At 38.0% G+C, this 23889-nt stretch carries 23 protein-coding genes and 1 other annotated feature; of the genes, 2 read left to right on the top strand and 21 right to left on the bottom strand.

Features of this window, described 5'->3' with window-relative positions:
* Positions 1-7: 7 nt before the first annotated feature.
* The 17 genes from QOS06_RS00115 to QOS06_RS00035 all read right to left on the bottom strand — a co-directional run bounded on the left by QOS06_RS00115 (position 8) and on the right by QOS06_RS00035 (position 17303).
* Complete coding sequence (locus tag QOS06_RS00115; protein ID WP_003666775.1) at positions 8-211, bottom strand: cold-shock protein; 204 nt, start codon at positions 209-211, stop codon at positions 8-10.
* Positions 212-320: 109 nt separating this feature from the next.
* Positions 321-3116, bottom strand: coding sequence for an isoleucine--tRNA ligase (ileS, locus tag QOS06_RS00110; protein ID WP_283595265.1), 2796 nt, complete (start codon positions 3114-3116; stop codon positions 321-323).
* A gap of 57 nt (positions 3117-3173) precedes the next feature.
* Positions 3174-3393, bottom strand: a binding site (T-box leader).
* 20 nt (positions 3394-3413) lie between these two features.
* Complete coding sequence (locus QOS06_RS00105) at positions 3414-4157, bottom strand: DivIVA domain-containing protein (protein ID WP_102817050.1); 744 nt, start codon at positions 4155-4157, stop codon at positions 3414-3416.
* A gap of 21 nt (positions 4158-4178) precedes the next feature.
* Positions 4179-4964 (bottom strand): YlmH family RNA-binding protein, encoded by a 786-nt coding sequence (locus QOS06_RS00100; protein ID WP_099979777.1) that lies wholly within the window; start codon positions 4962-4964, stop codon positions 4179-4181.
* A gap of 22 nt (positions 4965-4986) precedes the next feature.
* Positions 4987-5247, bottom strand: a complete 261-nt coding sequence (locus tag QOS06_RS00095; RefSeq protein WP_003674426.1) for a YggT family protein — start codon at positions 5245-5247, stop codon at positions 4987-4989.
* Between the two features lie 18 nt (positions 5248-5265).
* Entirely contained in the window at positions 5266-5682 is a 417-nt protein-coding gene (locus tag QOS06_RS00090; RefSeq protein ID WP_085678131.1) for a cell division protein SepF, read from the bottom strand.
* 70 nt (positions 5683-5752) lie between these two features.
* Complete coding sequence (ftsZ, locus tag QOS06_RS00085; protein ID WP_085678128.1) at positions 5753-6988, bottom strand: cell division protein FtsZ; 1236 nt, start codon at positions 6986-6988, stop codon at positions 5753-5755.
* A 17-nt stretch (positions 6989-7005) separates the two neighbouring features.
* On the bottom strand, positions 7006-8379 hold the full coding sequence (ftsA, locus tag QOS06_RS00080; protein ID WP_003671798.1) for a cell division protein FtsA: 1374 nt from the start codon (positions 8377-8379) through the stop codon (positions 7006-7008).
* A 120-nt stretch (positions 8380-8499) separates the two neighbouring features.
* Positions 8500-9348: a cell division protein FtsQ/DivIB gene (locus QOS06_RS00075; RefSeq protein WP_078009599.1), complete on the bottom strand. Its 849-nt coding sequence runs from the start codon at positions 9346-9348 to the stop codon at positions 8500-8502.
* 27 nt (positions 9349-9375) lie between these two features.
* Positions 9376-10488, bottom strand: a complete 1113-nt coding sequence (murG, locus tag QOS06_RS00070; RefSeq protein WP_003671802.1) for an undecaprenyldiphospho-muramoylpentapeptide beta-N-acetylglucosaminyltransferase — start codon at positions 10486-10488, stop codon at positions 9376-9378.
* A 1-nt stretch (position 10489) separates the two neighbouring features.
* Entirely contained in the window at positions 10490-11860 is a 1371-nt protein-coding gene (gene murD, locus QOS06_RS00065) for a UDP-N-acetylmuramoyl-L-alanine--D-glutamate ligase (protein WP_283595264.1), read from the bottom strand.
* Positions 11861-11872: 12 nt separating this feature from the next.
* Entirely contained in the window at positions 11873-12844 is a 972-nt protein-coding gene (gene mraY / locus QOS06_RS00060; protein ID WP_003671806.1) for a phospho-N-acetylmuramoyl-pentapeptide-transferase, read from the bottom strand.
* Positions 12845-12868: 24 nt separating this feature from the next.
* The gene (locus QOS06_RS00055; protein WP_283595263.1) at positions 12869-15028 is read right to left on the bottom strand and encodes a penicillin-binding protein; all 2160 of its coding nucleotides are present in this window, start codon (positions 15026-15028) and stop codon (positions 12869-12871) included.
* Positions 15028-15399 (bottom strand): cell division protein FtsL, encoded by a 372-nt coding sequence (ftsL, locus tag QOS06_RS00050; RefSeq protein ID WP_003671810.1) that lies wholly within the window; start codon positions 15397-15399, stop codon positions 15028-15030. The genes QOS06_RS00055 and ftsL overlap by 1 nt, the downstream gene beginning before the upstream one ends.
* 7 nt (positions 15400-15406) lie before the next feature.
* The gene (gene rsmH, locus QOS06_RS00045) at positions 15407-16363 is read right to left on the bottom strand and encodes a 16S rRNA (cytosine(1402)-N(4))-methyltransferase RsmH (RefSeq protein WP_003671812.1); all 957 of its coding nucleotides are present in this window, start codon (positions 16361-16363) and stop codon (positions 15407-15409) included.
* A gap of 15 nt (positions 16364-16378) precedes the next feature.
* The gene (gene mraZ, locus QOS06_RS00040; RefSeq protein WP_283595262.1) at positions 16379-16807 is read right to left on the bottom strand and encodes a division/cell wall cluster transcriptional repressor MraZ; all 429 of its coding nucleotides are present in this window, start codon (positions 16805-16807) and stop codon (positions 16379-16381) included.
* 142 nt (positions 16808-16949) lie between these two features.
* On the bottom strand, positions 16950-17303 hold the full coding sequence (locus tag QOS06_RS00035) for a hypothetical protein (protein ID WP_003671814.1): 354 nt from the start codon (positions 17301-17303) through the stop codon (positions 16950-16952).
* A 128-nt stretch (positions 17304-17431) separates the two neighbouring features.
* On the opposite strand from QOS06_RS00035, the gene QOS06_RS00030 reads away from it, so the two are divergent.
* The gene (locus QOS06_RS00030) at positions 17432-17551 is read left to right on the top strand and encodes a DUF4044 domain-containing protein (RefSeq protein ID WP_003666746.1); all 120 of its coding nucleotides are present in this window, start codon (positions 17432-17434) and stop codon (positions 17549-17551) included.
* A gap of 62 nt (positions 17552-17613) precedes the next feature.
* On the opposite strand, the gene QOS06_RS00025 is transcribed toward QOS06_RS00030, so the two are convergent.
* The 3 genes from QOS06_RS00025 to QOS06_RS00015 form a co-directional block, all read right to left on the bottom strand.
* Complete coding sequence (locus QOS06_RS00025) at positions 17614-19944, bottom strand: DNA translocase FtsK (protein ID WP_283595261.1); 2331 nt, start codon at positions 19942-19944, stop codon at positions 17614-17616.
* A gap of 21 nt (positions 19945-19965) precedes the next feature.
* Positions 19966-20475, bottom strand: coding sequence for a tRNA (cytidine(34)-2'-O)-methyltransferase (locus QOS06_RS00020; RefSeq protein WP_003671819.1), 510 nt, complete (start codon positions 20473-20475; stop codon positions 19966-19968).
* Positions 20476-20646: 171 nt separating this feature from the next.
* On the bottom strand, positions 20647-21504 hold the full coding sequence (locus tag QOS06_RS00015; RefSeq protein ID WP_003671820.1) for a methyltransferase domain-containing protein: 858 nt from the start codon (positions 21502-21504) through the stop codon (positions 20647-20649).
* A gap of 114 nt (positions 21505-21618) precedes the next feature.
* Here QOS06_RS00015 and QOS06_RS00010 point away from each other — a divergent pair, with 114 nt between their 5' ends.
* Positions 21619-22647 carry a lactonase family protein gene (locus QOS06_RS00010; RefSeq protein ID WP_003671822.1) on the top strand — a complete coding sequence of 343 codons (1029 nt, stop codon included), beginning with the start codon at positions 21619-21621 and terminating at the stop codon, positions 22645-22647.
* A gap of 884 nt (positions 22648-23531) precedes the next feature.
* On the opposite strand, the gene QOS06_RS00005 is transcribed toward QOS06_RS00010, so the two are convergent.
* The coding region (locus QOS06_RS00005; RefSeq protein WP_283595260.1) for an IS66 family transposase at positions 23532-23889 on the bottom strand (358 nt) is incomplete at its 5' end.

The following is a 23889-nucleotide window of genomic DNA, read 5'->3' as shown; positions in this document are numbered from 1 at the left end:
CCCATCCTTATCTTAAAACACGAACATGTGCTGCTTGTGGTCCCTTTTGTCCTTGAACAATTACTAATGAGACCTCTTCATCAGGGTGAAGGATACGACGACGCGTTCCTTCAATTCCACTATAATGAACAAAAATTTCTCCTTCGTGAGGAACTGTAATAAAGCCCCATCCTTTTTGTTCGTCAAAACTTTTTACTTTTCCTTTGAGCATTTTTACCAACTCCATAATAAAATACCAAGCAACAAGTGTCACTTGGTATTTTACACCGCTTAAAAATAATTGTCATTTACTGGATAACGAAAACCAGTTTTTTTAGAGATTATTCTTCTAAACCATCTTCTGCTGTTTCAGGGAAGTTTTCCCGAACAATCGCAGCACAGCGAGCACATAATTCAGGATATGCTGGATCACTGCCAACATCTTCCTTAACCATGCGACAACGAGCACAAGTTTCACCATTAGCAGTTGTAACCTTAACTGCTACCCCATCGTTGTATTGGTCAGCATCAGCAGGCGCTTCATCAGCTGGATGGACATGAAGAGCAGAAACCCCTAGCAATAATTGAATGTTTTCATTAAGACTATCAAGTAATTGCTTTTGATCATCGGTTAAGTAAAGATCAACTTGAGCTTCAAGTGATTTACCGATTAGCTTAGCATTCCGTGCCTCTTCAAGACTCTTCAGAACATGTGAACGTACTTCCATAAAGTCATCCCACTTGCTCAATAGCTCTTCTTCGCCAGCGAATGTCCGTGGATCTGGAATTTCAGTTAATTGAACAAAATCTTCTGGTTCATTCATGTAGCTCCATACTTCTTCTGTAGTATGAGGGAGAATTGGCGTAAGAAGTTTAACAAGTGTCAAAAGGATATCGTAGAAGACGGTTTGCATTGACCGCCGAACTTCTGAATTTTCAGCCTCAATATAGAGCACATCTTTGGCAGTGTTCATGTAGAAAGCTGAAAGGTCATTGTTTACAAAGTTGATCAATGCCTTATAAGCATCAAGGAAATCATAATTATCAAAATCTTCCCGCATTGTCTTTAAGAAGTGGTTAAGTTTAACCAACATGTACTTGTCTACCGATTGTAACTTCTCATAAGAAACGGTATTTTCTTCAGGATTGAAGTCACTAGTATTAGCAAGTAAGAAGCGGAACGTATTTCTCAACTTACGATATGCTTCAGAAATCTGTTGGAATGTTCCCATCGATACACGAACATCAGCTGAAGTATCAGCACTCATTACCCATAACCGGATAATTTCCGCACCCATTTGTTGAACAACCTTATTTGGATCGATAACGTTACCTTGAGATTTACTCATCTTGTTACCGCGCTTATCAAGTGTGAACCCTTGAGAAACGATTTCCTTATATGGCGCATGTCCTGAACATACAACACTGGTAATCAAACTAGAGTTAAACCAACCACGGTATTGGTCAGACCCTTCAAGGTAAAGGTCCGCTGGGTATGTTAAATAATCACGTTCAGCTAATACCCCTTGGTGTGATGAACCAGAATCAAACCATACGTCCATAATGTCAGTTTCCTTAGTGAACTTACCATTAGGAGAATGTTCATTAGTGTATCCTTCTGGCAAAAGATCTTTTGCTTCACGTTCAAACCAAACATTAGAACCATACTTAGCAAATAATTCTGCTACATGGTTGATTGTTTCTTCTTCCATGATTGGTGTGCCATCTTCAGCATAGAAGATTGGTAGAGGTACACCCCAAACACGTTGACGAGAAATTACCCAATCACCACGGTCTTTGATCATATTGCGAAGACGAACCTTTCCCCATTCTGGGTGGTACTTAACGTCTTCTAAGGCGTCCAAAATACTTTGACGCATCTTTTCAATTGATACAAACCATTGATCAGTTGCCCGAAAGATGATTGGTTGCTTTGTCCGCCAATCAAATGGGTAACTGTGTTGTAATGGCTCTTGAAGAAGTAAAGCATTGTTTTCTTCTAGCTTTTGAAGAGATACATCATCAGCATCTTGGTAGAATACCCCTTCAAAGCCTTCACCGTTTTCCTTAGTTAAAACACCTTGATCATTGATTGGGGCAAAAATTGGCAAGTCATACTTTTTACCAAAGTTGTAATCATCATCCCCATATCCAGGAGCAGTGTGAACAAGGCCAGTACCAGCATCAGCAGTAACATAATCTGCTAAACCAACAAGAAGATCACGATCAAGGTATGGGTGTTGAGTAGTCATCCCTTCAAGTTCTTGACCCATTAAATGATCAACAACTTCATAATCTTCCCACCCAAGTTTTTCTGCTAATTTCTCAAGCAGGTCTGTTGCAACAACAAATTTCCGGTCATCATTTGCTGGCTTTACAACAGAGTAATCAAACTTTGGATTAACCGCAACTGCCTCAGAAGCAGGAACAGTCCATGGTGTTGTCGTCCATACAACTAAATATGTATCATTATCTAAACGGCCTTTGCCATCTTTAATTTGCTCTACGAAGAAGGCTGTTTTAGCAACAACATCATGATATTCAACTTCGGCTTCTGCTAAGGCTGATTCTGAAGACCATGACCAGTAAACTGGCTTCTTAGCTTGGTATAATAGACCTTTCTTAGCAAATTCACCGAATACCCGAATTTGAGCAGCTTCAAATTCTTTATCAAGGGTAAGGTATGGATGATCCCATTCACCACTTACACCTAACCGCTTAAAGTCAGTCCGTTGCTTATCAACTTGCTTAAGGGCATATTCCCGACAAAGATCACGGAATTCAGTTAAGCTCATCTTCTTACGGTCGTAACCGGACTTAGTCAATTGGTGTTCAATTGGCAATCCGTGAGTATCCCAACCAGGAACATAAGGTGTCCGGTAGCCAGACATTGACTTATAGCGCACAATAAAATCTTTAGAAATCTTGTTCATAGCGTGGCCAATGTGAATATTACCATTAGCATATGGAGGCCCATCATGTAAAACAAAAGTAGGCTTTCCTTCATTTAGTTTTTGTCGTAGTTCATAAACTTTATTTTCTTCCCATAGCTGTTCCCGTTGTGCCTCAGTTACAGGTAACTTTCCGCGCATTGGAAATTTAGTACGGCCAAGGTTTAACGTATCTTTAACACGCATTGTAACTACCCCTTTCATTAATTCTTGTATTTTAATAATAAAAAAGCTTCCTCCCATTACTGGGACGAAGCTTCTTCGCGGTACCACCCGGATTTAAAACTTTAAGATTAAAGTTTCCTCATGTCATTAGATAACGATAATGAACCGCCTCATCCTAACTAACTCAAATGAGGTACTCCGAGATGATCAGGAATAGTTAAACATTATCAACCTCTCACCAATTGTTGACTCGCTTCAACGTTATGATAATTATTCCAATTCTCTTCAACGATTTTATTAAAATACGATTCTAGTGATTTACTTGTTATTATCAGGGAAGACAACAACAGTTTCAGGTGCATCTGATCCTTTGTCATCGTTAACAGCTGTTGGTTGTACAGGTGTACTCTCTTCTTCTGTTTGTTCAGCAGAAGCAACTGGCTGTTCTGATTCAACAGGTTGTTCTTCACTAGCAGTTGTTGCAGTTGATTCTACACTGGTTGGTGAACTGCTGTCAAGACGACTACCTAAAATTTTTTCAATTTCGTCATATTTACTCAAGTCATCATTTTCCAAAAGCTTGTCCCATTCATTACTCTTAATGACTTCTAATTGAGATTCAAGCATGACTTGAAGCCGTTGACGGAAGATCCGAGTCTGTTTACGAAGATCATTAGTTTCACTTGTTAACTTCTTAGTAGAATTAGCAGCGTCTTCAATTACTTGATTTGACTTATCATTAGCTTCCGAAACAATATCGGTTGCTTGCTTTTGCGCTTCACGAATCATAATATCTGCTTCACGCTTAGCATTATTTTTAACCTTATCAGCGGCCTCTTGAGCAACTAAAATTGACTTATTTAAAGAATCTTTCAAGTCAGCAAAGTACTTAATCTTGCTATCGTTAGCCCGTACTTGCTCTTGTAAATTATTATTTTCAGTTATTAATTGTTGGACCGTTTGTGAAACTTCCTGAATAAATTCTTGAACTTCTTTAGGATTATAACCCCGCATCTTAGTATTAAATTGCTTATTGTTAATTTGATCAACCGTCAAACTCATGAGTAAATTCCTCCATTCAAATTACGCATTTACAACTGAAATGGTAATTCTTTCTTTGTCTTTTTTTGTTTTCCCATTGGTCATATCGATTCTGAGGCGACCACCATGACGCACAGATATCAAATCATGAACCACAATTTGATAATCTGGACAATCAATCTCTTCCCAGTTTAATCGAACTTGACCATGCTCTATTAATTGCTTTGCCCGGTTTCGTGAATAATTAAAGCCTGCAGCTATCACAACATCTAACCGTAGTGATGAAACTGTTGTAACTATCGGTACCCATTCCTCTTTAGGTGTTACCACTGCTTCTGTTGCGATCGGAATCCATTTAACCTTAATTCGGCCAACGTGCTCAACGTTTTTCCGTAAATACTCTGCCATTGGTTTCGTTACGATCACTTGCCAATGCGCTCCATCAGTTAAAATATCACCAAATGCATTCCGCTCCATCCCTTCACCGATTAATGTTCCCATAATTTGCCGATGGTGAAGTTCTGAAAACTTAACAGGATAGTTTATCTCTAAAGCCTGTAAAGTAAAGTCTTCGATAGAGGGTTCATAATAAGGCGGATAAATTAAAACTCGTTGCATTTCTGCGCCTTGCCAACCACCATACATTGTTATTTTAACATTGTTATTTCGATTAACAATCGTTTGGATAATAAAACGTTCACGTGGATTTAAAAAAGGAGTGAGGACAGGACGATATTGACCTTCTGCAGTGGCTACCCAGTCATTTGCTTGGTCAATAAGGGTGGCTTCATCCGGACGAAAATGTTGTTTAATATTATCTTCGCTCAAATTTACTTCCTCTTAGTATTAATTAAATGATTGCTGCTATATGTGCTAATCCTGCCTGAACAAAATATAGTACAAGGATAGCGATCATCGGCGCAAAACTTATCCCCCCGATTGGAGGAATAAAATCAAACCAATGCATATAAGGTTCTACCAACCGATTGATAACATCACCGAGTCGTGAATTACGTGCATTTGGAAACCATGACATAATGCACCACACAACTATCACTAAGATATAAGCATCAACTAATTGATTAAGAGCCCATAATAAAAATGCGATCATATTAACTCCTTTTAGTGATTAAAATTTATCACCATCATTTTTTAGATTACTCGTTAAACTACCTGAGATTTCATAGTTTTTAGGGGTGCAGAGGAAAATTTCCTTTCCGATCCGTTTCATTTCACCATCAATTGCAAAAACGGTGCCATTTAAGAAGTCTACTAACCGTGCTGCAACATTTGTATCCATTTGAGTGAAATTAACGATCACCGCATGTCCTTCTAATAATTGGGATGCGATCTGCTTTACATCTGCATAAAGACGGGGTTCGTATAAGGAAATCTGACTCATTTTATTAAGACGCCCGCTATTAATTGAAACTACTTTGTTGCTTGTGTTTGCTGGCGTTGAAACTTGTTCACTCGTTTCATAGAGACCATCTTGTTCATCAATGTCTTCTTCACCAAATAGGCTTTTTAAAAAATTTGCTGCCATTGTATTACCCTCCTTAATAGGTCTAAACAGAAAAAGGCGGATTAAAAAATCCACCTTTTTGCTAAATTATTTACTTACGACGATTCTTGAAGAACGGTGGAGTCGATAAGTTAGTATCATCATTGTCATCCGTATTAGCCGCATCATCGTTAAATACGTTAAATTCTGGCTTAGTAACGTGAGAAAATTCGTTATCAGAATTTCTTGATTGGTTACTTGTATCGGCTGTTGGATCATTCCAACCATCAAAAGGATCTCGTTGCTTTGGTTGTTCTTCTTGTGGAATAGACCGAGTTACTCGTGGTGCTTCTTTTTCCGCTGGCTTTTGTTGTTGAATTTTCTTTTTCTTATCAATTCCAGTGGCAATTACAGTAACGCGAACTTCATCGCCCATTGATTCATTTAAGGACATACCAAATGAAATATCAACATTAGTTCCAGCAGCTTGTTTAATCACATCTGATGCTTCTTGAGCTTCAAACATTGATAAGTCTTTACCACCAGTAATATCCATCAAGACATGTTGAGCCCCATCAATTGACACTTCAAGTAATGGAGAAGAAATAGCCTTCTTAGTTGCTTCAGTAGCACGGTTTTCACCAGTAGAAGCACCAACCCCCATTAAGGCAGAACCTTGATTAGACATCAATGTCTTAATATCAGCAAAGTCAAGGTTGATGTAACCTGGGGTAACAATTAAGTCTGAAATACCTTGTACACCTTGACGAAGAACATTATCGGCTTCTTTAAATGCTTCCATCATTGGCGTCTTCTTATCAATCATCTCTAATAAACGGTTATTAGCAACGATAATTAAAGTATCAACATTTGACTTTAACTTTTCAAGTCCTTCTGCAGCATAGCGTGCTCGACGAGGTCCTTCAAATGAGAACGGACGAGTCACAACACCAACAGTTAATGCTCCACTATCCTTAGCAAGCTTAGCTACAACTGGGGCTGCTCCAGTACCAGTTCCACCACCCATTCCGGCTGTAATGAAGACCATATCTGCGCCTTCAAGAGCTTTTTTAATTTGTTCTTCACTTTCTTGGGCAGCTTTTTCACCTACTTCTGGATTTGAACCGGCACCTAATCCCTTTGTCAATTTAGGTCCTAAGCGGATCTTAGTTGTTGCTTGAGAATTATTTAATGCTTGTAGGTCGGTGTTAGCAACAATAAAGTCAACACCTTGTACTTTTTCAGTGATCATTCGGTTGACGGCATTACCGCCAGCTCCACCAACACCAATTACTTTGATTTGCGCTTCCGCAAATTGGTTGTCGTTAGCGAACGTTTCGTTATCCATAGCAGTATTCCTCCAAATTAGTCAAATAAATTATTAAAAATGTTTTTAAACCGATTACTTAGGCCATTTTGCTTTTTCTTCTTTGGCGCTGGCTCTTCAGTAACTGGTTGCTGCTGTGCTTCTCGCTGTGAACGTTGTAATTTATCAGATTTTTCAGTCCATTGTTGACGTGGCTGATTAACAACTTGTCTTTTTTCTTCATGAGGACTCTTAATCGTATCAATTCGTTGAACAGTTTGCTTAATTAATCGATCAATATCTGATAACTGATTTTCATACATCCCCAAAGCTAAACTAACCGCATAGCGAGGGTGACGAATGCCCATTTGTTCTGGAACATTCACCTTAATATTACCAGTAAAGTACTGTTCAGCAAGTTCCTTAACTCCTGGTAGAGCAGCCACTCCACCAATCAAGACTACTCCTCCCGGTAATTCAGGGGCATGAATAGCCTTAAGTTTATCCTGAATACGATCAAAAATTTGCCTTACTCGTGCTTCAATTATTTCTGATAAATACTGCTCTGAATATTGGACAGGATCATTTTGACCAACAACATCAACGTCAACTTGAACATCTTCATCGGCTAAGGATGCCATAGCATATCCATGATTTAGCTTAAGTTGTTCAGCGTTTTTTAATGATGTATTCATGACCGTAGAAATATCTTTAGTAATGTATTTCCCACCCTCAGGATCAACATAAGTATACTTTAATTGATGATCATGAATAATACTGGTCGTTGTTTGACCACCACCTAAATCAATAACAACAGTACCAAAATCTTGCTCTCCGTCATTAAGGAGGTTAAAGTCTGTTGCGATCGGCGTAATAACAAAATCTTTAATGTCATAACCTGCCTGTTGAACTGCCTTTTTTGTATTATGAATAATGGTCTTAGGTCCTGTATACAAGGTGGCCTTCATTTCTAAACGGACACCAACCATTCCACGGGGGTCCTTAATACCAGAAAAGCCATCAACAGTAAATTCTGTTGGAATTAAATCAATTATTTCCCGCTCGGGGGGAATACTTTGCGTCAACGCTTCACGAGCAACGTCAATTACGTCTTGGTTAACAATCTCTCTTGATTGTCCTCTTGTTGCAATCGTAATCATACCGTGTACTCGTTGCATTTGTAAGTAATTTGCCGGTAAGCCAACTACAACACTTTGAATCTCTACGTTGGACTTTTCCTCGGCCTGTGCTACCGCCGCCGAAATTGCCTGGGCGGTTTTATCAATGTCGACAATAACTCCTCGGTTTAATCCTGCCGATCGTTCTACACCAACACCAATAACTTTCAACTGACCCTTAACACTTTCACACACCAGTGCCTTGATCGAGGTGGTTCCAATATCTAATCCAACGTATACTTCTGAATTATTCATTCTAAAAGGAACCCTCCTAAGACTATCATTAATTAAATTAATTGTATTTTTAACCTATATAAGAATTTTACCACAGATAAACAATGACAAAAAAGGGAATTATCAAGGTTTTTCACAAAATCATTTATCCTTAGATCCATAGTCATAAGAATAAGCTCCGACTTGAAGATCTATAATTCCCTTATTTTTCATACTTGCTGCAATTGCAGGGTAATATCCCATTTTATCCCCGATAGTATTTAAGTCGCCATAAACTGTATTACCATCACGCATATAAATAATAACGCGATCTGGATACTCTTTAGTGGGTTGATAACTCACACTTGAAATACCATTTCTTATTGCCAGTTTCAGCTTTCCTAACTGAGCGGCCGTTGTAGCAAGAACTTTTTTATGACCATCAAAACGTTTATAAGCAATACCATTATCAGCATTTTTTGTTCGCTGTAATTGGCCGTCAGCTAAAACAGCGTATGTATCATTATTCATCACCGCTGTTCCTAAAAGCGCATTTTCTTTTACAGATATTTGCAGAGACTGAGGACCGGTTACCTTGATCCTTAAATCTTTTATTTGAGGATTTTTGCGAATAGCTTGTTTAGTGAGTTGATGACGAGCAAGATAAACGCCCCAAATAAACCGTCCTGGATAAATATTTGCATTTTTTTCTACTTGCTCTTTTGTTAAGTCATGATTACCCGTTACATGAAGCGTGGTAATTTTGCTTAAGGGAGAAATAATATAAAGCATAAAGAGGAGAATAGCACTGAACAATACAACTAATTTTAAGACTCGCTCGCCGTTAGAAACATAACGCTTAATCTTAATCCCGCGAATCTTATTACCAACATGCATTTTTGGAGGCTTCTTTTTCTGTTGTCGCTGTTGGGCAGCAGCACTTCGCCTTTCTAATTCAGTTAACCGCTGTGAATATTTATGATGCTCAATCGCAGATCTATCATCCAACATCTCTCCTCCTCCTTCCTAGGCTATACTTTATTTTTCGTGTTCATCAATTGCCTTATGTAAGATCTTAATTAGTCTATCAGCGGCATCTGGCCGACCCATCTTTTCAGCAGCATGCGCCATCTCTTTACGCACTTCTTCATCTTCCATAATCTTATCTGCTTGAGTCAATAATGCCCGGGCATCTAACTTATCTTCAGTAATCATCAAGCCAGCGTTATTCTTAACTAAAGCTTGAGCATTCTTTACTTGATGGTTAGCGGTAACATACGGACTAGGAATTAAGATTGTAGGAACTCCGAGTGCCGTTACCTCAGCAATAGTGGTTGCTCCTGCGCGCGATACTAAAGCTGCCACTCGAGGCATCTTAGCCGGCATGTCTTTAATGTAAGGAACGACTTTAACATTATCAGCTGGTCTAATATTATTTTCTGCAAGTTGCTTTTTTACATCATCATACCGTTTTTGACCGGTTGCAAAGATAACCTGATAAGGACGCTTATTGAATTCTGGAATAGCGTCGACAACTGTTTTATTAATTTTTGGTGCTCCTTGACTTCCCCCAAAAATCATTAAGGTTGGAATATCATCTTTCAAGTCATAACTTGTCCATGAAAAGTCACTATCTTTTTTAGCAGCTACCTGTTGAGCACGAGGATTACCTGCCATTGTAACTTTATCAGCAGGGAACTGACTGCGTGCAGCTTCAAATGCAATTGCAATTTGATCAACATACCGACTTAAAAACTTGTTTGTTACACCAACAACACTATTTTGTTCATGAATTACGGTTGGGATATGTTTCTTTGCGGCAGCATATAGGACGGCTCCACTTACATATCCACCTGTACCTAAAACAACGTCAGGCTTAAACTCATTAATAATTTTTTTAGCATGATGAACAGAACTTAAGAAAAGATAGATTGTCTTAAAATTTTCAAGAGAAAGAGAACGCTTAAAGCCCTGCATATGCATTGTTTCAAGCTCAATTCCGGCATCCGGTACAATTTTATTTTCAAGGCCACGGGTTGTTCCAACATATAACACTTCAGTATCTGGATCAACCTGCTTTAAGCGTTCGATTAATGCTAATGCTGGGTAAATATGACCACCAGTTCCACCACCTGATACCAATAACCGCATCTTATTGTTCCTTCTTTCCTGTTAATTTTTCAACTGCTTCAATAAATTTATCACCACGAACTTCAAAGCTCGGGAATTGGTCCCAACTAGCATTAGCAGGCGAGAGGAGAATGACATCTCCTGGTTCACTCAGCTTCCATGCTTCTGGTACCGCAGTAATTGCATTTTCACTTTCAATTACTGGAACTCCAGCTTGATTCCCCGCATCCTTCATTTTATCTTTACATTCACCAAAAACAATCATTGCCTTGACATGCTTCTTAAAGTAAGGAACCAACCGTTCAAAGGTATAACCACGATCAAGGCCACCCGCCAAAAGAACTACTGGACGATCAAAGCCTTGCAAGGCAACTTCAGTAGCTTCAATATCAGTTGATTTTGAATCATTGTAGAAAAGCCGTTCTTGGTATTCCATCACATATTGTAAGCGGTGACGGACTCCACTAAATGTTGTTAAAACTTTCTTTATTGCATCATTTGTAACACCGCTTAATTTTGCCGCTGCAATTGCTGCCAATGCATTTTCTACATTTTGGGGACCGATCAATCGAATATCTTTGGTTGACATAACCTCTTGTCCACGCCAGTAAATCATTCCATCTTCTACATAAGATCCTTCATGACTCTTATTGAGACGAGAAAATGGCACAATGGTAGCTTGACTACGCTGAGCAATCTTTTGCCATTCATCACGATCCCAGTTAATAACTAAGAAATCATCCTTGGTTTGGTTCCGGGTAATATTAAGCTTTGCATTAATATAGTTTTCTCGTGTCTTATGATAGTCTAAATGATTAGAAAAAATGTTAGTAATAATTGCAATATGCGGATGAATTGTTGGTGCTCCTAATAATTGGAAACTAGATAATTCCGTGACCAATGTATCGTCTGGCCCTAAATCCTCAGCAATTTTACTAAAGGAAATTCCAATATTACCTGCATATTTCACTTGATATTTTGCATTTTCAGCAATCATTAGTTGAGTTAAAGTCGTTGTGGTAGTCTTCCCATTACTTCCAGTTACACTTACAAGGTGACCATCAAAAATTTGCCATCCTAGTTCTGCTTCCGTAATAATAGGTGTCCCCTGCTTAACGAATGCAGCCACTAATGGATTATCATAAGGAATTCCAGGATTTTTTACTACAACATCGAAACCTTCATTAGCTAATGAAATGGGATTATCACCAGTAATTACCTTGATTCCATCAGCTTTTAAATCATCAACAATATCATTATTTTTAGGAGTTGCTTTATCATTAGCGGTAACATTGGCACCAAGTTTTACCAATAAGTGAGCCGCATTAATGCCACTAATTCCGAAACCCATTACAAGAACTTTTTTACCTTGATATTCATCAATTTTTTTCATTTCTCTTTACTCCTAACCTACTAATAAGATTGTTGTAGCGGCAATAATTGCAGCAACTAACCCTACAAGCCAAAACACAATATCAATTTTCCATTCACTCCATCCGCTCATTTCAAAATGGTGGTGGATTGGGGTCATCTTAAAAATTCGTTTACCGGTTGTTTTGAATGAAGCCACTTGAAGAATGACACTAGCAGTTTCACAAACATAAACAATTCCAATTACTAATAAGGACCATTCATGATGTAATAACAATGAAACAGCGGCTAAGGATGCCCCAATTGCTAAAGATCCCATATCACCCATGAAAATCTTAGCGGGCTTATGATTATAAGGGAAGAAACCTAGTAAAGTTCCGATCATTGCTAAACAGAAAAGAGCAATTTCAGGATAACCTGGTTGATTGAGATTTACTAAAGCAATGATTAGATAAGCCGCAAAAGAAATAATGGAAAGACCACTTACCAAGCCATCAAGTCCATCGGTTAAATTAACAGCATTTGAAAAGCCGACGATCCAAAAAATAATAAACAAACCGTAAAGCCAACCAATTTGAGTTGTTCCAAAGCCCATTTGAAAACCTTCATGTTGGTAAATAACTGTAAAGACCATTGCTGCTAATACCTGACATAGCGCCTTTTGCCATGGTTTAAATCCTTCATTTTGATGGTGGAAGATTTTAATACTATCATCCCACATCCCAATCAGGCCATAAACAACCAGGACAAAGAGGAGTGCCCACAGCGTATTCGTAATTAACCCTTGCCAAGCAGCAACCCATAAAATTGTTACTACTGCAGAGAAGATGAACAATAATCCTCCCATTGTTGGCGTCCCAGCCTTTTTAGCATGCCAGGTAGGGCCTTCCTTACGAATTTGCTGACCTTCTTTTTTAGCCCGAAAATATTTAATTAACGAGGGCATCAATAAAAACGTAATTAAGAATGAACTAAGAATAGTCAAAACTGCACTTAAGAAATTCATATTTACCTCCAATTAGTTTCTCTGCTAGTTTTTAGCTTCATATTGAACGGTTAAAGTTGTTCCACGCTTAATAGTTGTATCAGGTAAAATACTTTGCTGAGTAACATAGCCGTTTCCATTTTCTTTTACTTTTAGCTTAAGGACCTTAGCTAATTGTTGAACATCCGCAGAACTCCATCCAGAAATATCTGGCATTTTATACTCGCCACCAGTATCAAGAATAACATGTTGATCTGTTAACACTTGTTCGTCTGGAACTGCTGATTGTTGTTTAACTTTCTTGCCAGAACCTACAACAATTACCTGCATTCCTTTACCTGATAATTCTTTATTAGCTTCATCGCTTGCTTGACCAACAACATTAGGCATTGTAATAACCTTTTTCTTGACCTTTTCTGCAACTTTTTGTTGGCTCAACAACATTTTCATTGTCGGATTAAAGACGCTGGCAATTTGTTTGGTTGCTGTTTTTTTAAGGTTTTGCGGTTGGCGAAGGGTGACATACATAATATACTTTGGATTTTTAGCTGGTGCCATCCCTGCAAAGGAGTAAAGGTAGTTTGTATCACCAGTTGAATAACCATGAGCACCACCAATTTGTGCAGTTGCGGTCTTTCCAGCAATTCGATAACCCTTAATTTGGTAATCATGGCCAAGGCCCTTTTGATCATAAACAACGCCTTTCATGTAACCAAGGACCCTTTTCGCTGTCGATGCTTTTATTGGGTGTCCAACAACTTTAGGCTTAACCTTTTGAATCGTCTTTCCGCTATTACCATCTATAACTTTGCTAACAATGTAAGGCTTCATCATTTTACCATTATTGCCAATAGCACTGAACGCTTGCATCATCTGCATGACATTTACAGTAATTCCCTGTCCAAAAGCGGTATTTGCCTGAGCAAGAATCCCTTTGAATGAAGTATAACCATTAACCTCGTTACTCATTCCAATAACATTAACTTTTTTTAACAGGCCAAATCGTTTAATGTACTTCATCCATGTCTCTGCTCCCATGTCCTGCTCTACATGAGCAAACCCAACATTACTAGACATATCAAAAGCATCTTTATAGGAAATTGTTCCCCAACCAGAACTTGACCAATCAGTGATTTTTCCGCCACCCATAGCCCATGTTCCCGAATTAAAGGTCGCATTAGGATTAAAATGTCCGGTATCAATAGCAGCAGCTAATGACAAAATTTTCATTACCGAACCTGGTTCATAAGCATCTTGAACTAACATATTCCGCCAAACAGGATTATTTTCTGCATGAAGAGTTGGCCGTTGCGTAGCGGCAATAATTTTACCTGTTTTAGCTTCCATTACAACTGCAGTCATTGCATTGGCGTTAGAACTTTTATAAACTTTATTAACTTTATTTTCGAGAAAATGTTGGGTTTGTGAATCAAGGGTAGTGTAGATATTATCTCCATTGATGGCTTTTTTAGTTACCTGCTTAGAATTAGCAATTTGGTATCCATAGACGTCCTGTTTATCTTTTCTCAACCCGTTTATTCCTGTCAGTTGTTTATTAAAGTAGCCTTCTAAGCCCAATTGTCCCACTAAGTTGGTCTCTTCAGTTCCATTATCATTTTTAACTTTAGGAGTTGCCATCCCAATTATTTGAGAAGCAAATTCGCCTTCTGGATATTGACGTGCTGGAGTCGCAATAAAATTAATTCCTGGCAAGTGCCGGCTCTTGATCTTCTGCATTGTTGAAACAGAAAGGTTGCTTCCAGCATTTCCAAATTCAACTTGGTAGGCTTGCCCTTTTGGTTTAAGAATCTTTTCAATTTGCTTTGGGGTCAGGTCAATATACTGTGATAATACCTTGGCAGTTTTTTTTCGATCTTTTACATATAACGGTTTACCATCAGAAGACTTTTGGGTTCGATCCAAAACCGCATAGAGGGTATATTTACTTGTATCAGTTGCCAAGGGATTCCCTTCTGAATCATAAATATCACCCCGTCGCGCTTGAATAATTCGCTGCTGGGTATAAATTTGTTCCGCTTGTGACCGTAAGTTAACATGTTGAACATCCTTATTTATTGCGATATACGCAAAACGAACGATAAATAAGGTAAACAATCCAACCGTGATTAGAAAGAGCCATTTGCCAAAGGTCCCTCGGTTTTCTCTATGTCCCCTATTTTTCGTTCGTTGTGGCTTCTTATTCATTATTTATTAACGTTCCTTACATTTGAATTTTTATCTGATAATCCATATTTATGTGCTGCTGATTTCAAATGCGATTGAGTCGTCAATTCAGCGATTTCTTGCTGCAAACTTGTATTACTACTTTTTGCCTTAGTAATTTGAGTTTGGGTATCCTGTAAGCGCCGTTGCTGATTATTAATACTAATTTTTGTAGAAAGTAAGCTAATCATTAAGCATAGCGTAATTAAGCTACCTACTGCTACTAAAGATCTTTCAAATTTTGACCATCTAACCGGACTTGGAGAAATTTTTAGTTGTTGATAAGTCTTTTTTCTTGGCGCTTGCTGCGGTTGTTGCTCTCCCGCCAGTTGCCTTGCCGCATTTGAAACCATAATTCTGTCACTTTCCTTCTCTAATTTTCTCGATTATCCTCAACTTGGCACTATGCGCACGATGATTTGCCGCTAATTCTTCCTCACTAGCTACAATCGGCTTTTTATTAATTAATTTGAAGTTTGGTTCCATTCCCGCTGGTATTACTGGTAATCCCTGCGGTACATCCCCACTTAATGAAGTCTTTTCACGAAACATTGTCTTTACTAACCGATCTTCTAGGGATTGGAAGGTAATAACACTTATTCGTCCCCCAACATCCAACAAGTCTAATGCTTGCTCTAACGATTCCTCTAAAGCACCTAATTCGTCGTTAACTGCTATCCGAATAGCTTGAAAACTCTTTTTCGCTGGATGACCACCATGACGGCGAGCTGCTGCTGGAATTCCCTCTTTAATCACATCAACTAATTCAAATGTCGTCTTTATTGGTGCTATCTTTCGGCGTTGTTCAATCTTTCTAGCAATTGACTTGGCAAATTTTTCTTCTCCATATCGGTAAAGAATCTTAACGAGCCGTTCATATGACCATTCGTTAACAACTTCCATTGCCGACAATTTTTGTTCCTGATTCATCCGCATGTCTAAGGGGGCGTCATGCTGATAGCTAAAACCTCTTTTAGCATCATCGAACTGTGGAGATGAAACACCTAAATCATATAAAATTCCATTAACATGTTTTACATTATAGCTATCCAATTCCGCTTTTAAGTTGCGGAAATTATCTTCAATTAATGTTAATTTTTGTTGCTCTATTGCTGTTTTTAACTGTTCTTTATTGTAATTAATTGCCGTCTGATCTTGATCAAATGAATATAGGTGGCCATCGACGAGCTGTTGTAAAATAGCTTGCGTATGACCACCACCACCTAATGTTGCATCAACGTAGGTACCTGTTGGTTGCACATTTAATCCTGCTACGGCCTCCTTTAAAAGTACCGTTACATGTTTAAATTCTGCCATCAACTAAAACCTCCATTAAAAATCAATATTAAGATCTTCAGCAATCTCATCAAAATTATCAGCTGTTTCGCTTGTAAATTTATTCCACCGTTCAGCGCTCCAGATTTCTAAGCGATTAGACACACCAACGATTACACATTTCTTTTCAAGTGAAGCATGAGTTCGTAATGTTATCGGAATATTAATCCGTCCTTGTTTATCAATTTCGCAATCTGTCGCAGCGGAATATAAAAAACGTACAAATGCACGTGCATCACGCTTTGTTAATGGGAGCGCCTTTAGCTTTTGTTCTAAAATCACCCATTCATTTAATGGATATCCAAACAAACATCCATCTAACCCCCGAGTAACAATGAAGTGTGCCCCCAATTGTTCTCGAAATTTGGCAGGAATAATTAGTCGGCCTTTGGAATCAATAGTGTGTGTAAATTCTCCCATTAACACGACTAATGTCCTCCTTTACCACATTATAGGTCAAGTCTACCACAATCCCCCACTTCTCACCACGTAATTTTGTGAATTTTACCAAAAAGTAATAGACAAAAAAAGTGAGCAGAAAATTAATTTTCCAACTCACTCAATATTTTTATATCAACGGTAACCATGGTGAAATAATTAAGCTACCAATATATATAATTAAAGCATAATATGCCGAATACCGCCAAAATACTGGCCAGTAACGGCGATAAATGAATTCATGATTGTGAATAATTTGTAAAGCAATTAATAGCAGAGCTAGAATCATCCATAAGGCAATAGGATAAGCTGGCCAATAGAATCCAATATTAAAGATTATCAGAATCCATAAAATAATTGTCCATCCCCACCATAAATGCTTTATTTTTTTAGGATGATGAAATATTCGTACTAATAATCGTTCTACTATCCCAATCACTAATAATAAAATAATCTCTAAAATTATAACTTGAATACTAACCATCAACCTTTTCAGTCCCCTTCTTTTTAAATAAGTAATTTAAGTTTAACATAATCTAAAACTAGATTTGAAAAAGGCATTAAAGATGCGTTACACTACTATTATCGATAAAAATGGAAGGATGGTTAATAATGCAGCGAAAAAAGAAAACTCGTTTCCAAAAAATTACCATGGTTGCTATTTGGCTCATGTTAATTGCAATGCTTGGTTCTTTAATCTTTGGAGCAGTTGCATCCTTAAACTTAATTTAGCCTATTAAACATCCATGTAATCGGAATAAAAAAAGATCGGAGAAAAATTTCTCCGGTCTTTTTTATTCCTCACTTTTTTGCTTATAAACTTCCCGTGGTTTTGAGCCATTAGCTGGTCCGATAAAACCGCGCTGTTCCATATCATCAATAATTCTTGCTGCACGATTATAACCAATTCTAAATCGCCGCTGAATTAGCGAAGTTGATGCTTTTTGTTGATCAACCACAAAATCTAATGCTTCGGGGAATAATTCATCTTCCTCTTCAGCTTGCTCTTCTTGCTCAATTTCACTGTCAGTTACAACCATATTATCGTCATACTCAGCTGCTCGCTCGTTTTTTATAAAGTCTACTACTGATTCAACATCATGATCAGAAATAAATGCACCTTGAATCCGGACTGGCTTATTTTGATCAATTGGTTCAAATAACATATCACCTCGACCAAGGAGCTTTTCTGCCCCATTAGTATCGATAATAGTTCGCGAATCAACCCCACTAGAAACCGCAAAGGCAATTCGAGAAGGAACGTTAGCCTTAATAAGCCCTGTAATAACATCGACAGAAGGACGCTGAGTTGCCAAAATCATATGAATACCAGCAGCCCGCCCCATTTGTGCAATCCGGACAATTGCATCTTCAACATCATGAGAAACAGTCATCATTAAGTCGGCTAATTCATCAACAATAACTAAAATTAATGGTAGGTTAACTTGAACTTCATCAGGATGGTCATCATTTTGTTGTTTGACCAACTTATTATATCCATCCAAGTTACGAACACCGAATTTTGCAAACAATTCATAACGACGCTCCATTTCTGCAACAACTTTTCCTAATGCCCGAGCTGCTTTTTTGGGTTCAGAAACTACCGGACTGAGTAGATGGGGAATACCATTATAAACACTCAATTCGACTTTTTTAGGGTCAATCATTAACATCTTTACCTGATGCGGTTTAGCCTTTAATAAAATGCTTGTAATGATAACATTGATTGCAACAGACTTACCACTACCAGTTGCCCCAGCGATAAGAAGGTGTGGCATCTTAGTTAGATCAGCCATTTTGATATCCCCAGTGACACTGCGACCAAGCGGAACTTCCATGGGATTATCATTACTAGGAGCATTTTCGACCATATCGCGAAAACCAACTGTTGCAATTTGCTGGTTCGGAACTTCAATCCCAATTAATGATTTGCCTGGGATTGGCGCTTCAATCCGGATATCTTTAGCCGCAAGTGCAAGTGCTAAATCATCAGCCAAATGGGTTATTCGACTAACCTTTACCCCTACTGCAGGACGTAACTCATATTTGGTAACAGAAGGACCTAAATTAACATTTTCAACTGTTGCATCTACACCAAAAGATTTTAGGGTTTGCTGAAGTGTTTTGGTGTTCTTTTTGATATTATTTAAATCTTCTTGCTGGTCTGTTGCTTTTACTTGACTTAGCAGGCTGACTGGTGGCAATTGATAATCATTGTCTTCTTTAGCGTCAATTCCTGCAAGTTTAATTTCCGCATCATCATGTTGATTCGAGTCTTGGTCATCCTTGCGCCCACTCTGAGTTTCTTCCACCTGACTTTCACTTGCGACCCTAATAGTTGGTTCAACAGGATCTTGAGCAGGCATCGCTGGAGAAACTGGCGGCGTTGAAGTTGGCTCAGCTGATTCTTGGTCAGCAAAAAAGTCTTTAACCTGCCTTGATGCTTTAGCAAGGGGCACGCTAATTGATGGTACCGTAGTTGGCTTGGTCGCTCTCTCCGTTCTCTTTTTCATTAATTGATCGTGAGCATTAGCCATGGCTGCTCCAGATTTTTTAATACCAATTCCACATTTTACTAGAAATTCGCGCCACGGTAATGCAAAAAAGACAATAATTCCGATAATCATTAACAACCATGACAATACCGCTGTTCCAACTTCTGAAATTAAAATATTACTTCCATTATATAGGTAAGCACCCATCATCCCTCCACCAACCAGAACAGTCGAATCACCATTAAAAATGACCTTACTGAGACTATTCCAAGTAGTTTCGATTACCTTTGCATGAAGATTCAGACGCTGAAACATTACTGTCTGAAGCCACATTAATAAACCAATATAGGCAATAATAGTTCCTGCAATCCAACGTTTTTTGAAATGCGGACGATTCCCATACAATGCAAAACATAATCCATAAAGAAAAACAATAATCATTGCAATCGGAAAGGATGACCCTACAAAAATCTTAAAACAGTTATCGAGAAAGGTTCCTAATACTCCTAAATTAAATAAGCCAACTAACATTAAGAGGCAAACAATTATTCCTAATAGATTATCCATTAATCGATACTGTTGTTTTTTCCCTCTTGTCCGGCGGGATGATGCCTTTTTTCTTCTCGCCATCGCATTATTGCCTCCTTAAGGTTACTTTAATTTATCGAATTCATATTTATGAACTCGTGCTAAATTAGGAAAACTCTGTTGCCGCAATACCTCATAAATAACAATCGCTGCACTATTCGATAAATTCAGGGCCCGAATATTATTATCATTTTGTGGAATCCGGATAGCATTTTCTGGATATTTTTGCATAAAACGTTCGGGCAAGCCAGTTGTTTCTTTTCCAAATAGGAAATAATGATCACCTTCACCCGTATAATCAACATCACTATAATCATGAGTGGCAAACTTAGAAACAATATATAAACGGTTAATATCAGGAATAGTCTTCATAAATGAAGGTAAATCCTCATGATACGTGATCTTTACTTTATCCCAGTAGTCTAATCCAGCCCGTTTCATATGCTTATCATCAGTTGAAAATCCTAATGGCTTAATTAAATGTAATTCAGTATTTGTTCCCGCACAAGTTCGTGCAATATTTCCTGTATTTGCTGGAAACAATGGTTCAAACAAGACAATATGGTTTGTCATAATAAAATCTCCTTAATAAAATAAAAAAAGCAGGGTCTCGGTGTGGGCACGGCGAAACGCTGCTTTAATGAAGTACTCCTTGATAATTACCAACGAAACACTTATATTCGATGTCAATTATCAAACGATTTCTTATAATAATTTAGCACTAATTTAGTAATGTTGCAATAATTAATTAGCTTTTTTCGCAATTAATAAGCTGACATCCACCGTAATTGTTTTTAATTGGGTTAATTCTTCTTTAGATAATCTTTTAGCGTTTGCTCCCCAGTGTAAAGGCGTCATTTCCAGCATTGCCTGTTGTAAACCGTCTGGAATTCTAAATTGGTAGGTTACCGTTTCAACTTTACTATGAGGATAATGCTGGTTAAATAACTCGATTACTCGTGAATTATCATAGTGGTAATTACGTTCTCCTGTTTCATATAAGAGGTGACGTAATTCGACTAAGTAGTTAGCGTTAGGAATTACCTTAATAAGGGTCCCATCTTTTGTTAGAACCCGTTTAAACTCTTGATAATCAGATGGAGAAAACAACTCTAATATACAATCAAAACTCTCATCATTAAAAGGTAATTTACGTAAATCAGCTACACAAAAAAATGCCTTTAACGGTAACTGAGTAGCAAGCGTTATCCCTGGTTTCGAAATATCAAAGCCAATCATCGTATCATTACAGTTAGCACGGATTGTTTCTAATTGTAATAATGGTGTTCCTTCCCCAGTTCCTACATCTAAGATCCTTAAAGATTTTGAAGGTAAGAATTTACTGATATTTTCAATAATTGGCTTAAATAGTCCTGCATTTAATAGCTGACGACGAGATTCAAACATTGAGCAATCATATTCAGTATTAGCCGCTCCATTAAGAAAGTAAAGATAACCATGCCGATTAAAGTCAAATCGGTGGTTATTTCCGCAAATAATACTATTTCCTTCAACTCTCTCCATCGGCTGTTCACAAACAGGGCATTGAAAAAGGGCAAGATTATTTTTTACCATTTCTCGTTGACGTTCAACTTTTTTCAACTTTTCTCCTCCATTAACAACTAAAAATTACTAATAACAGTGTATCACAGCTAGAATTACGATGGGCAAATTGCTATTATATAGGTAAGCATTTTCAAAAAGGAGGAAATTGCCTTGATTGAACAATTTCTAATTGGAACTTATACTAAAAAAACAAGTAAAGGGATCTACAAAGTTACCCTCGATACTGACCAAGAAAAAATAACGAACGTTGAATTAGCAATTCCATCTCAAAAACCAGCTTACTTACAAGTTGGTCAAGATGGTCGTATTTACGCAATCAAACAAGTAGATGACAAGGGGGGCGTTGCTTCTTACTCATTAAATGACGATAACGCTAAGATGCTAAGCGATATCTTAGCTGCCGGTGCTCCTCCTGCATATGTAGGTGTTGATAACAAACGGCATTTATTATTCAGTGCTAATTATCATACAGCAAAAATAGATGTTTTTAAGATCAACGAAGATGGAACGTTGACACAAACTGATTCTGTCCTTCATGAAGGAGCAACTGGTCCTGAACCTGAGCAAGAGGCTCCACATGTTCATTATGCCGATCTAACTCCTGATAATCGTCTAGTTGTATGTGACTTAGGAATGGATCTTGTTGTGGTTTACGATGTCTCTGATGATGGTAAATTAACTGCTGTTTCTCGCTATAAGTGTGAAGATGGCTTTGGTACCCGTCATATAGTTTTCCATCCAAATGGCAATTATGCTTATCTTTTGGGTGAACTAAGCAGTAAACTAGAAGTACTCAAGTATAATAGTAAGGATGCATCATTTAAGCACCTTCAAACGCTCAAAACAATTCCTGAAGACTGGACAGCTCACAATGGAGCAGCTGCTATCCGGATTTCAAATGATGGGAAATTTGTCTATACATCAAATCGTGGTGAAAACACTATTGCCGTCTTTGAAGTTCAACCAGATTTTACCGTTAAACATATTCAATCAATTTCAACTGAAGGAGATTTCCCACGTGATTTCAATCTAAATCAAGATGAAAATTATCTTTTAGCTTCAAATCAGAACTCTGATAACCTTACTCTTTATAAACGAAACCCATCAACTGGTAAGTTAACTCTCCTTCAAAAAGATGTTAGTTGTCCAGAACCAGTGTGTGTAATGAAGTGGAAATAAATTAATATCAACAGCGTGAACTGGACCCTGTCAAGTAGACAATAAATTATACAAAGTTTCTTAGGCAGCTTGATGCCGGTATTGTACCGGTGTTAAGCTGCCTAATTTTTCTTGATAACGTTTGTGGTTCTAGAAATAGATATATTGATCGATTGAGGCCTTCAATGCTTCAAAGGTATTAAAACTTTCGCCATAGGATGTTTCACCTTTATAATGTTCCATCGGGGGTATTATCCAGGCAACGATCACCTCTAGAGATGCCCATGTTAGCCATAAAGTAGACAAGTATATTGGAAGTCACGATCACTACAGAGTAATGGTTGAGCTTGCGACTTTTTACCAGGGTCTGCTTAATTGTATCCATGACTAAGGAATTGTCATTACATCGGTCAAAGATATCAGCAATAGTTGAAGACTGCTTATTAAAAGTACTTAGTTTATTTTTGAAAACAGGAGTGATAATTTCATTTTGTTCTGCAATAAGTAAACATGCTCCGGTACATGCCATTTAATGGACATAACGAATAGCTACGTTTAGCTATATCGGCTGCAAGACTGGGATTAGCCCTTTTAAAGATCGTTAAGTTCTCAACTTGTAGTTTTGCAGCTGGCCGAGGAATAAATTCTTCCTTATTAATTAGTGAATTCTTGGTCTTAAAAATTGGTACTACAATATTGTTTTTTCCTTCCACAGAAAAAACTCCTATACTAAGATTGCTTTTAGTATAGGAGACTAAGTTTTTGATGGCTAGACGTGTGGATACGGACTGCTTACCGATATCCGAAGCTAAAACAGAATTAGTCCGTAAGCAGTCCATATTGACACGTTATTGACAGACAAAAAATCCCCGTAGAACCGTCCTTGATGGCTTCACGGGGATTTTCTATTCGCGACATTCTTCTTGTACGTTTTTTGACCACGGCAAAAAAGCTGCCAGATCTTGACAATTGCTCTCTGGTAGGTGATCAAACAAGTATTCTAAGTACCGCTGGACGTTAAGCTGGTTTAGTTTAGCTGTCTCTACTAAGCTATAGTAGACGGCGTTCGCCTTGGCACCTTCTTCGGTTTTTGCGAATAGACAATTCTTTCGAATTAGTGTTGATGGCTGAATACTTTGCTCAACTGAATTGTTGCTTAACGGTAATTGTCCATTTTCAAATACACGATACACTCGTGATTTTAACTGGATGGCGTTCTGAATTGCCTTACGCAACTGTCCAATCGGCTGGCTAATCTGGCTA

It is taken from the genome of Limosilactobacillus sp. DJ3M12 (assembly GCF_947381695.1).
Classification (GTDB): Bacteria; Bacillota; Bacilli; order Lactobacillales; family Lactobacillaceae; genus Limosilactobacillus; species Limosilactobacillus kinnaridis.
Note: the sequence above shows the minus strand (reverse complement) of the source record. Positions and strands in the feature narration are given on the sequence as shown.

Excerpts from the sequence above, each read along its gene's own strand:
- QOS06_RS00115 (WP_003666775.1), bottom strand. The coding sequence starts at position 211 with ATGCTCAAAGGAAAAGTAAAAAGTTTTGACGAACAAAAAGGATGGGGC.
- ileS (WP_283595265.1), bottom strand. The coding sequence starts at position 3,116 with ATGCGTGTTAAAGATACGTTAAACCTTGGCCGTACTAAATTTCCAATG.
- QOS06_RS00105 (WP_102817050.1), bottom strand. The coding sequence starts at position 4,157 with ATGAGTTTGACGGTTGATCAAATTAACAATAAGCAATTTAATACTAAG.
- QOS06_RS00095 (WP_003674426.1), bottom strand. The coding sequence starts at position 5,247 with ATGATCGCATTTTTATTATGGGCTCTTAATCAATTAGTTGATGCTTAT.
- QOS06_RS00090 (WP_085678131.1), bottom strand. The coding sequence starts at position 5,682 with ATGGCAGCAAATTTTTTAAAAAGCCTATTTGGTGAAGAAGACATTGAT.
- ftsZ (WP_085678128.1), bottom strand. The coding sequence starts at position 6,988 with ATGGATAACGAAACGTTCGCTAACGACAACCAATTTGCGGAAGCGCAA.
- ftsA (WP_003671798.1), bottom strand. The coding sequence starts at position 8,379 with ATGAATAATTCAGAAGTATACGTTGGATTAGATATTGGAACCACCTCG.
- QOS06_RS00075 (WP_078009599.1), bottom strand. The coding sequence starts at position 9,348 with ATGTTGGATGATAGATCTGCGATTGAGCATCATAAATATTCACAGCGG.
- murG (WP_003671802.1), bottom strand. The coding sequence starts at position 10,488 with ATGCGGTTATTGGTATCAGGTGGTGGAACTGGTGGTCATATTTACCCA.
- murD (WP_283595264.1), bottom strand. The coding sequence starts at position 11,860 with ATGAAAAAAATTGATGAATATCAAGGTAAAAAAGTTCTTGTAATGGGT.
- mraY (WP_003671806.1), bottom strand. The coding sequence starts at position 12,844 with ATGAATTTCTTAAGTGCAGTTTTGACTATTCTTAGTTCATTCTTAATT.
- QOS06_RS00055 (WP_283595263.1), bottom strand. The coding sequence starts at position 15,028 with ATGAATAAGAAGCCACAACGAACGAAAAATAGGGGACATAGAGAAAAC.
- ftsL (WP_003671810.1), bottom strand. The coding sequence starts at position 15,399 with ATGGTTTCAAATGCGGCAAGGCAACTGGCGGGAGAGCAACAACCGCAG.
- rsmH (WP_003671812.1), bottom strand. The coding sequence starts at position 16,363 with ATGGCAGAATTTAAACATGTAACGGTACTTTTAAAGGAGGCCGTAGCA.
- QOS06_RS00035 (WP_003671814.1), bottom strand. The coding sequence starts at position 17,303 with ATGGTTAGTATTCAAGTTATAATTTTAGAGATTATTTTATTATTAGTG.
- QOS06_RS00030 (WP_003666746.1), top strand. The coding sequence starts at position 17,432 with ATGCAGCGAAAAAAGAAAACTCGTTTCCAAAAAATTACCATGGTTGCT.
- QOS06_RS00025 (WP_283595261.1), bottom strand. The coding sequence starts at position 19,944 with ATGGCGAGAAGAAAAAAGGCATCATCCCGCCGGACAAGAGGGAAAAAA.
- QOS06_RS00020 (WP_003671819.1), bottom strand. The coding sequence starts at position 20,475 with ATGACAAACCATATTGTCTTGTTTGAACCATTGTTTCCAGCAAATACA.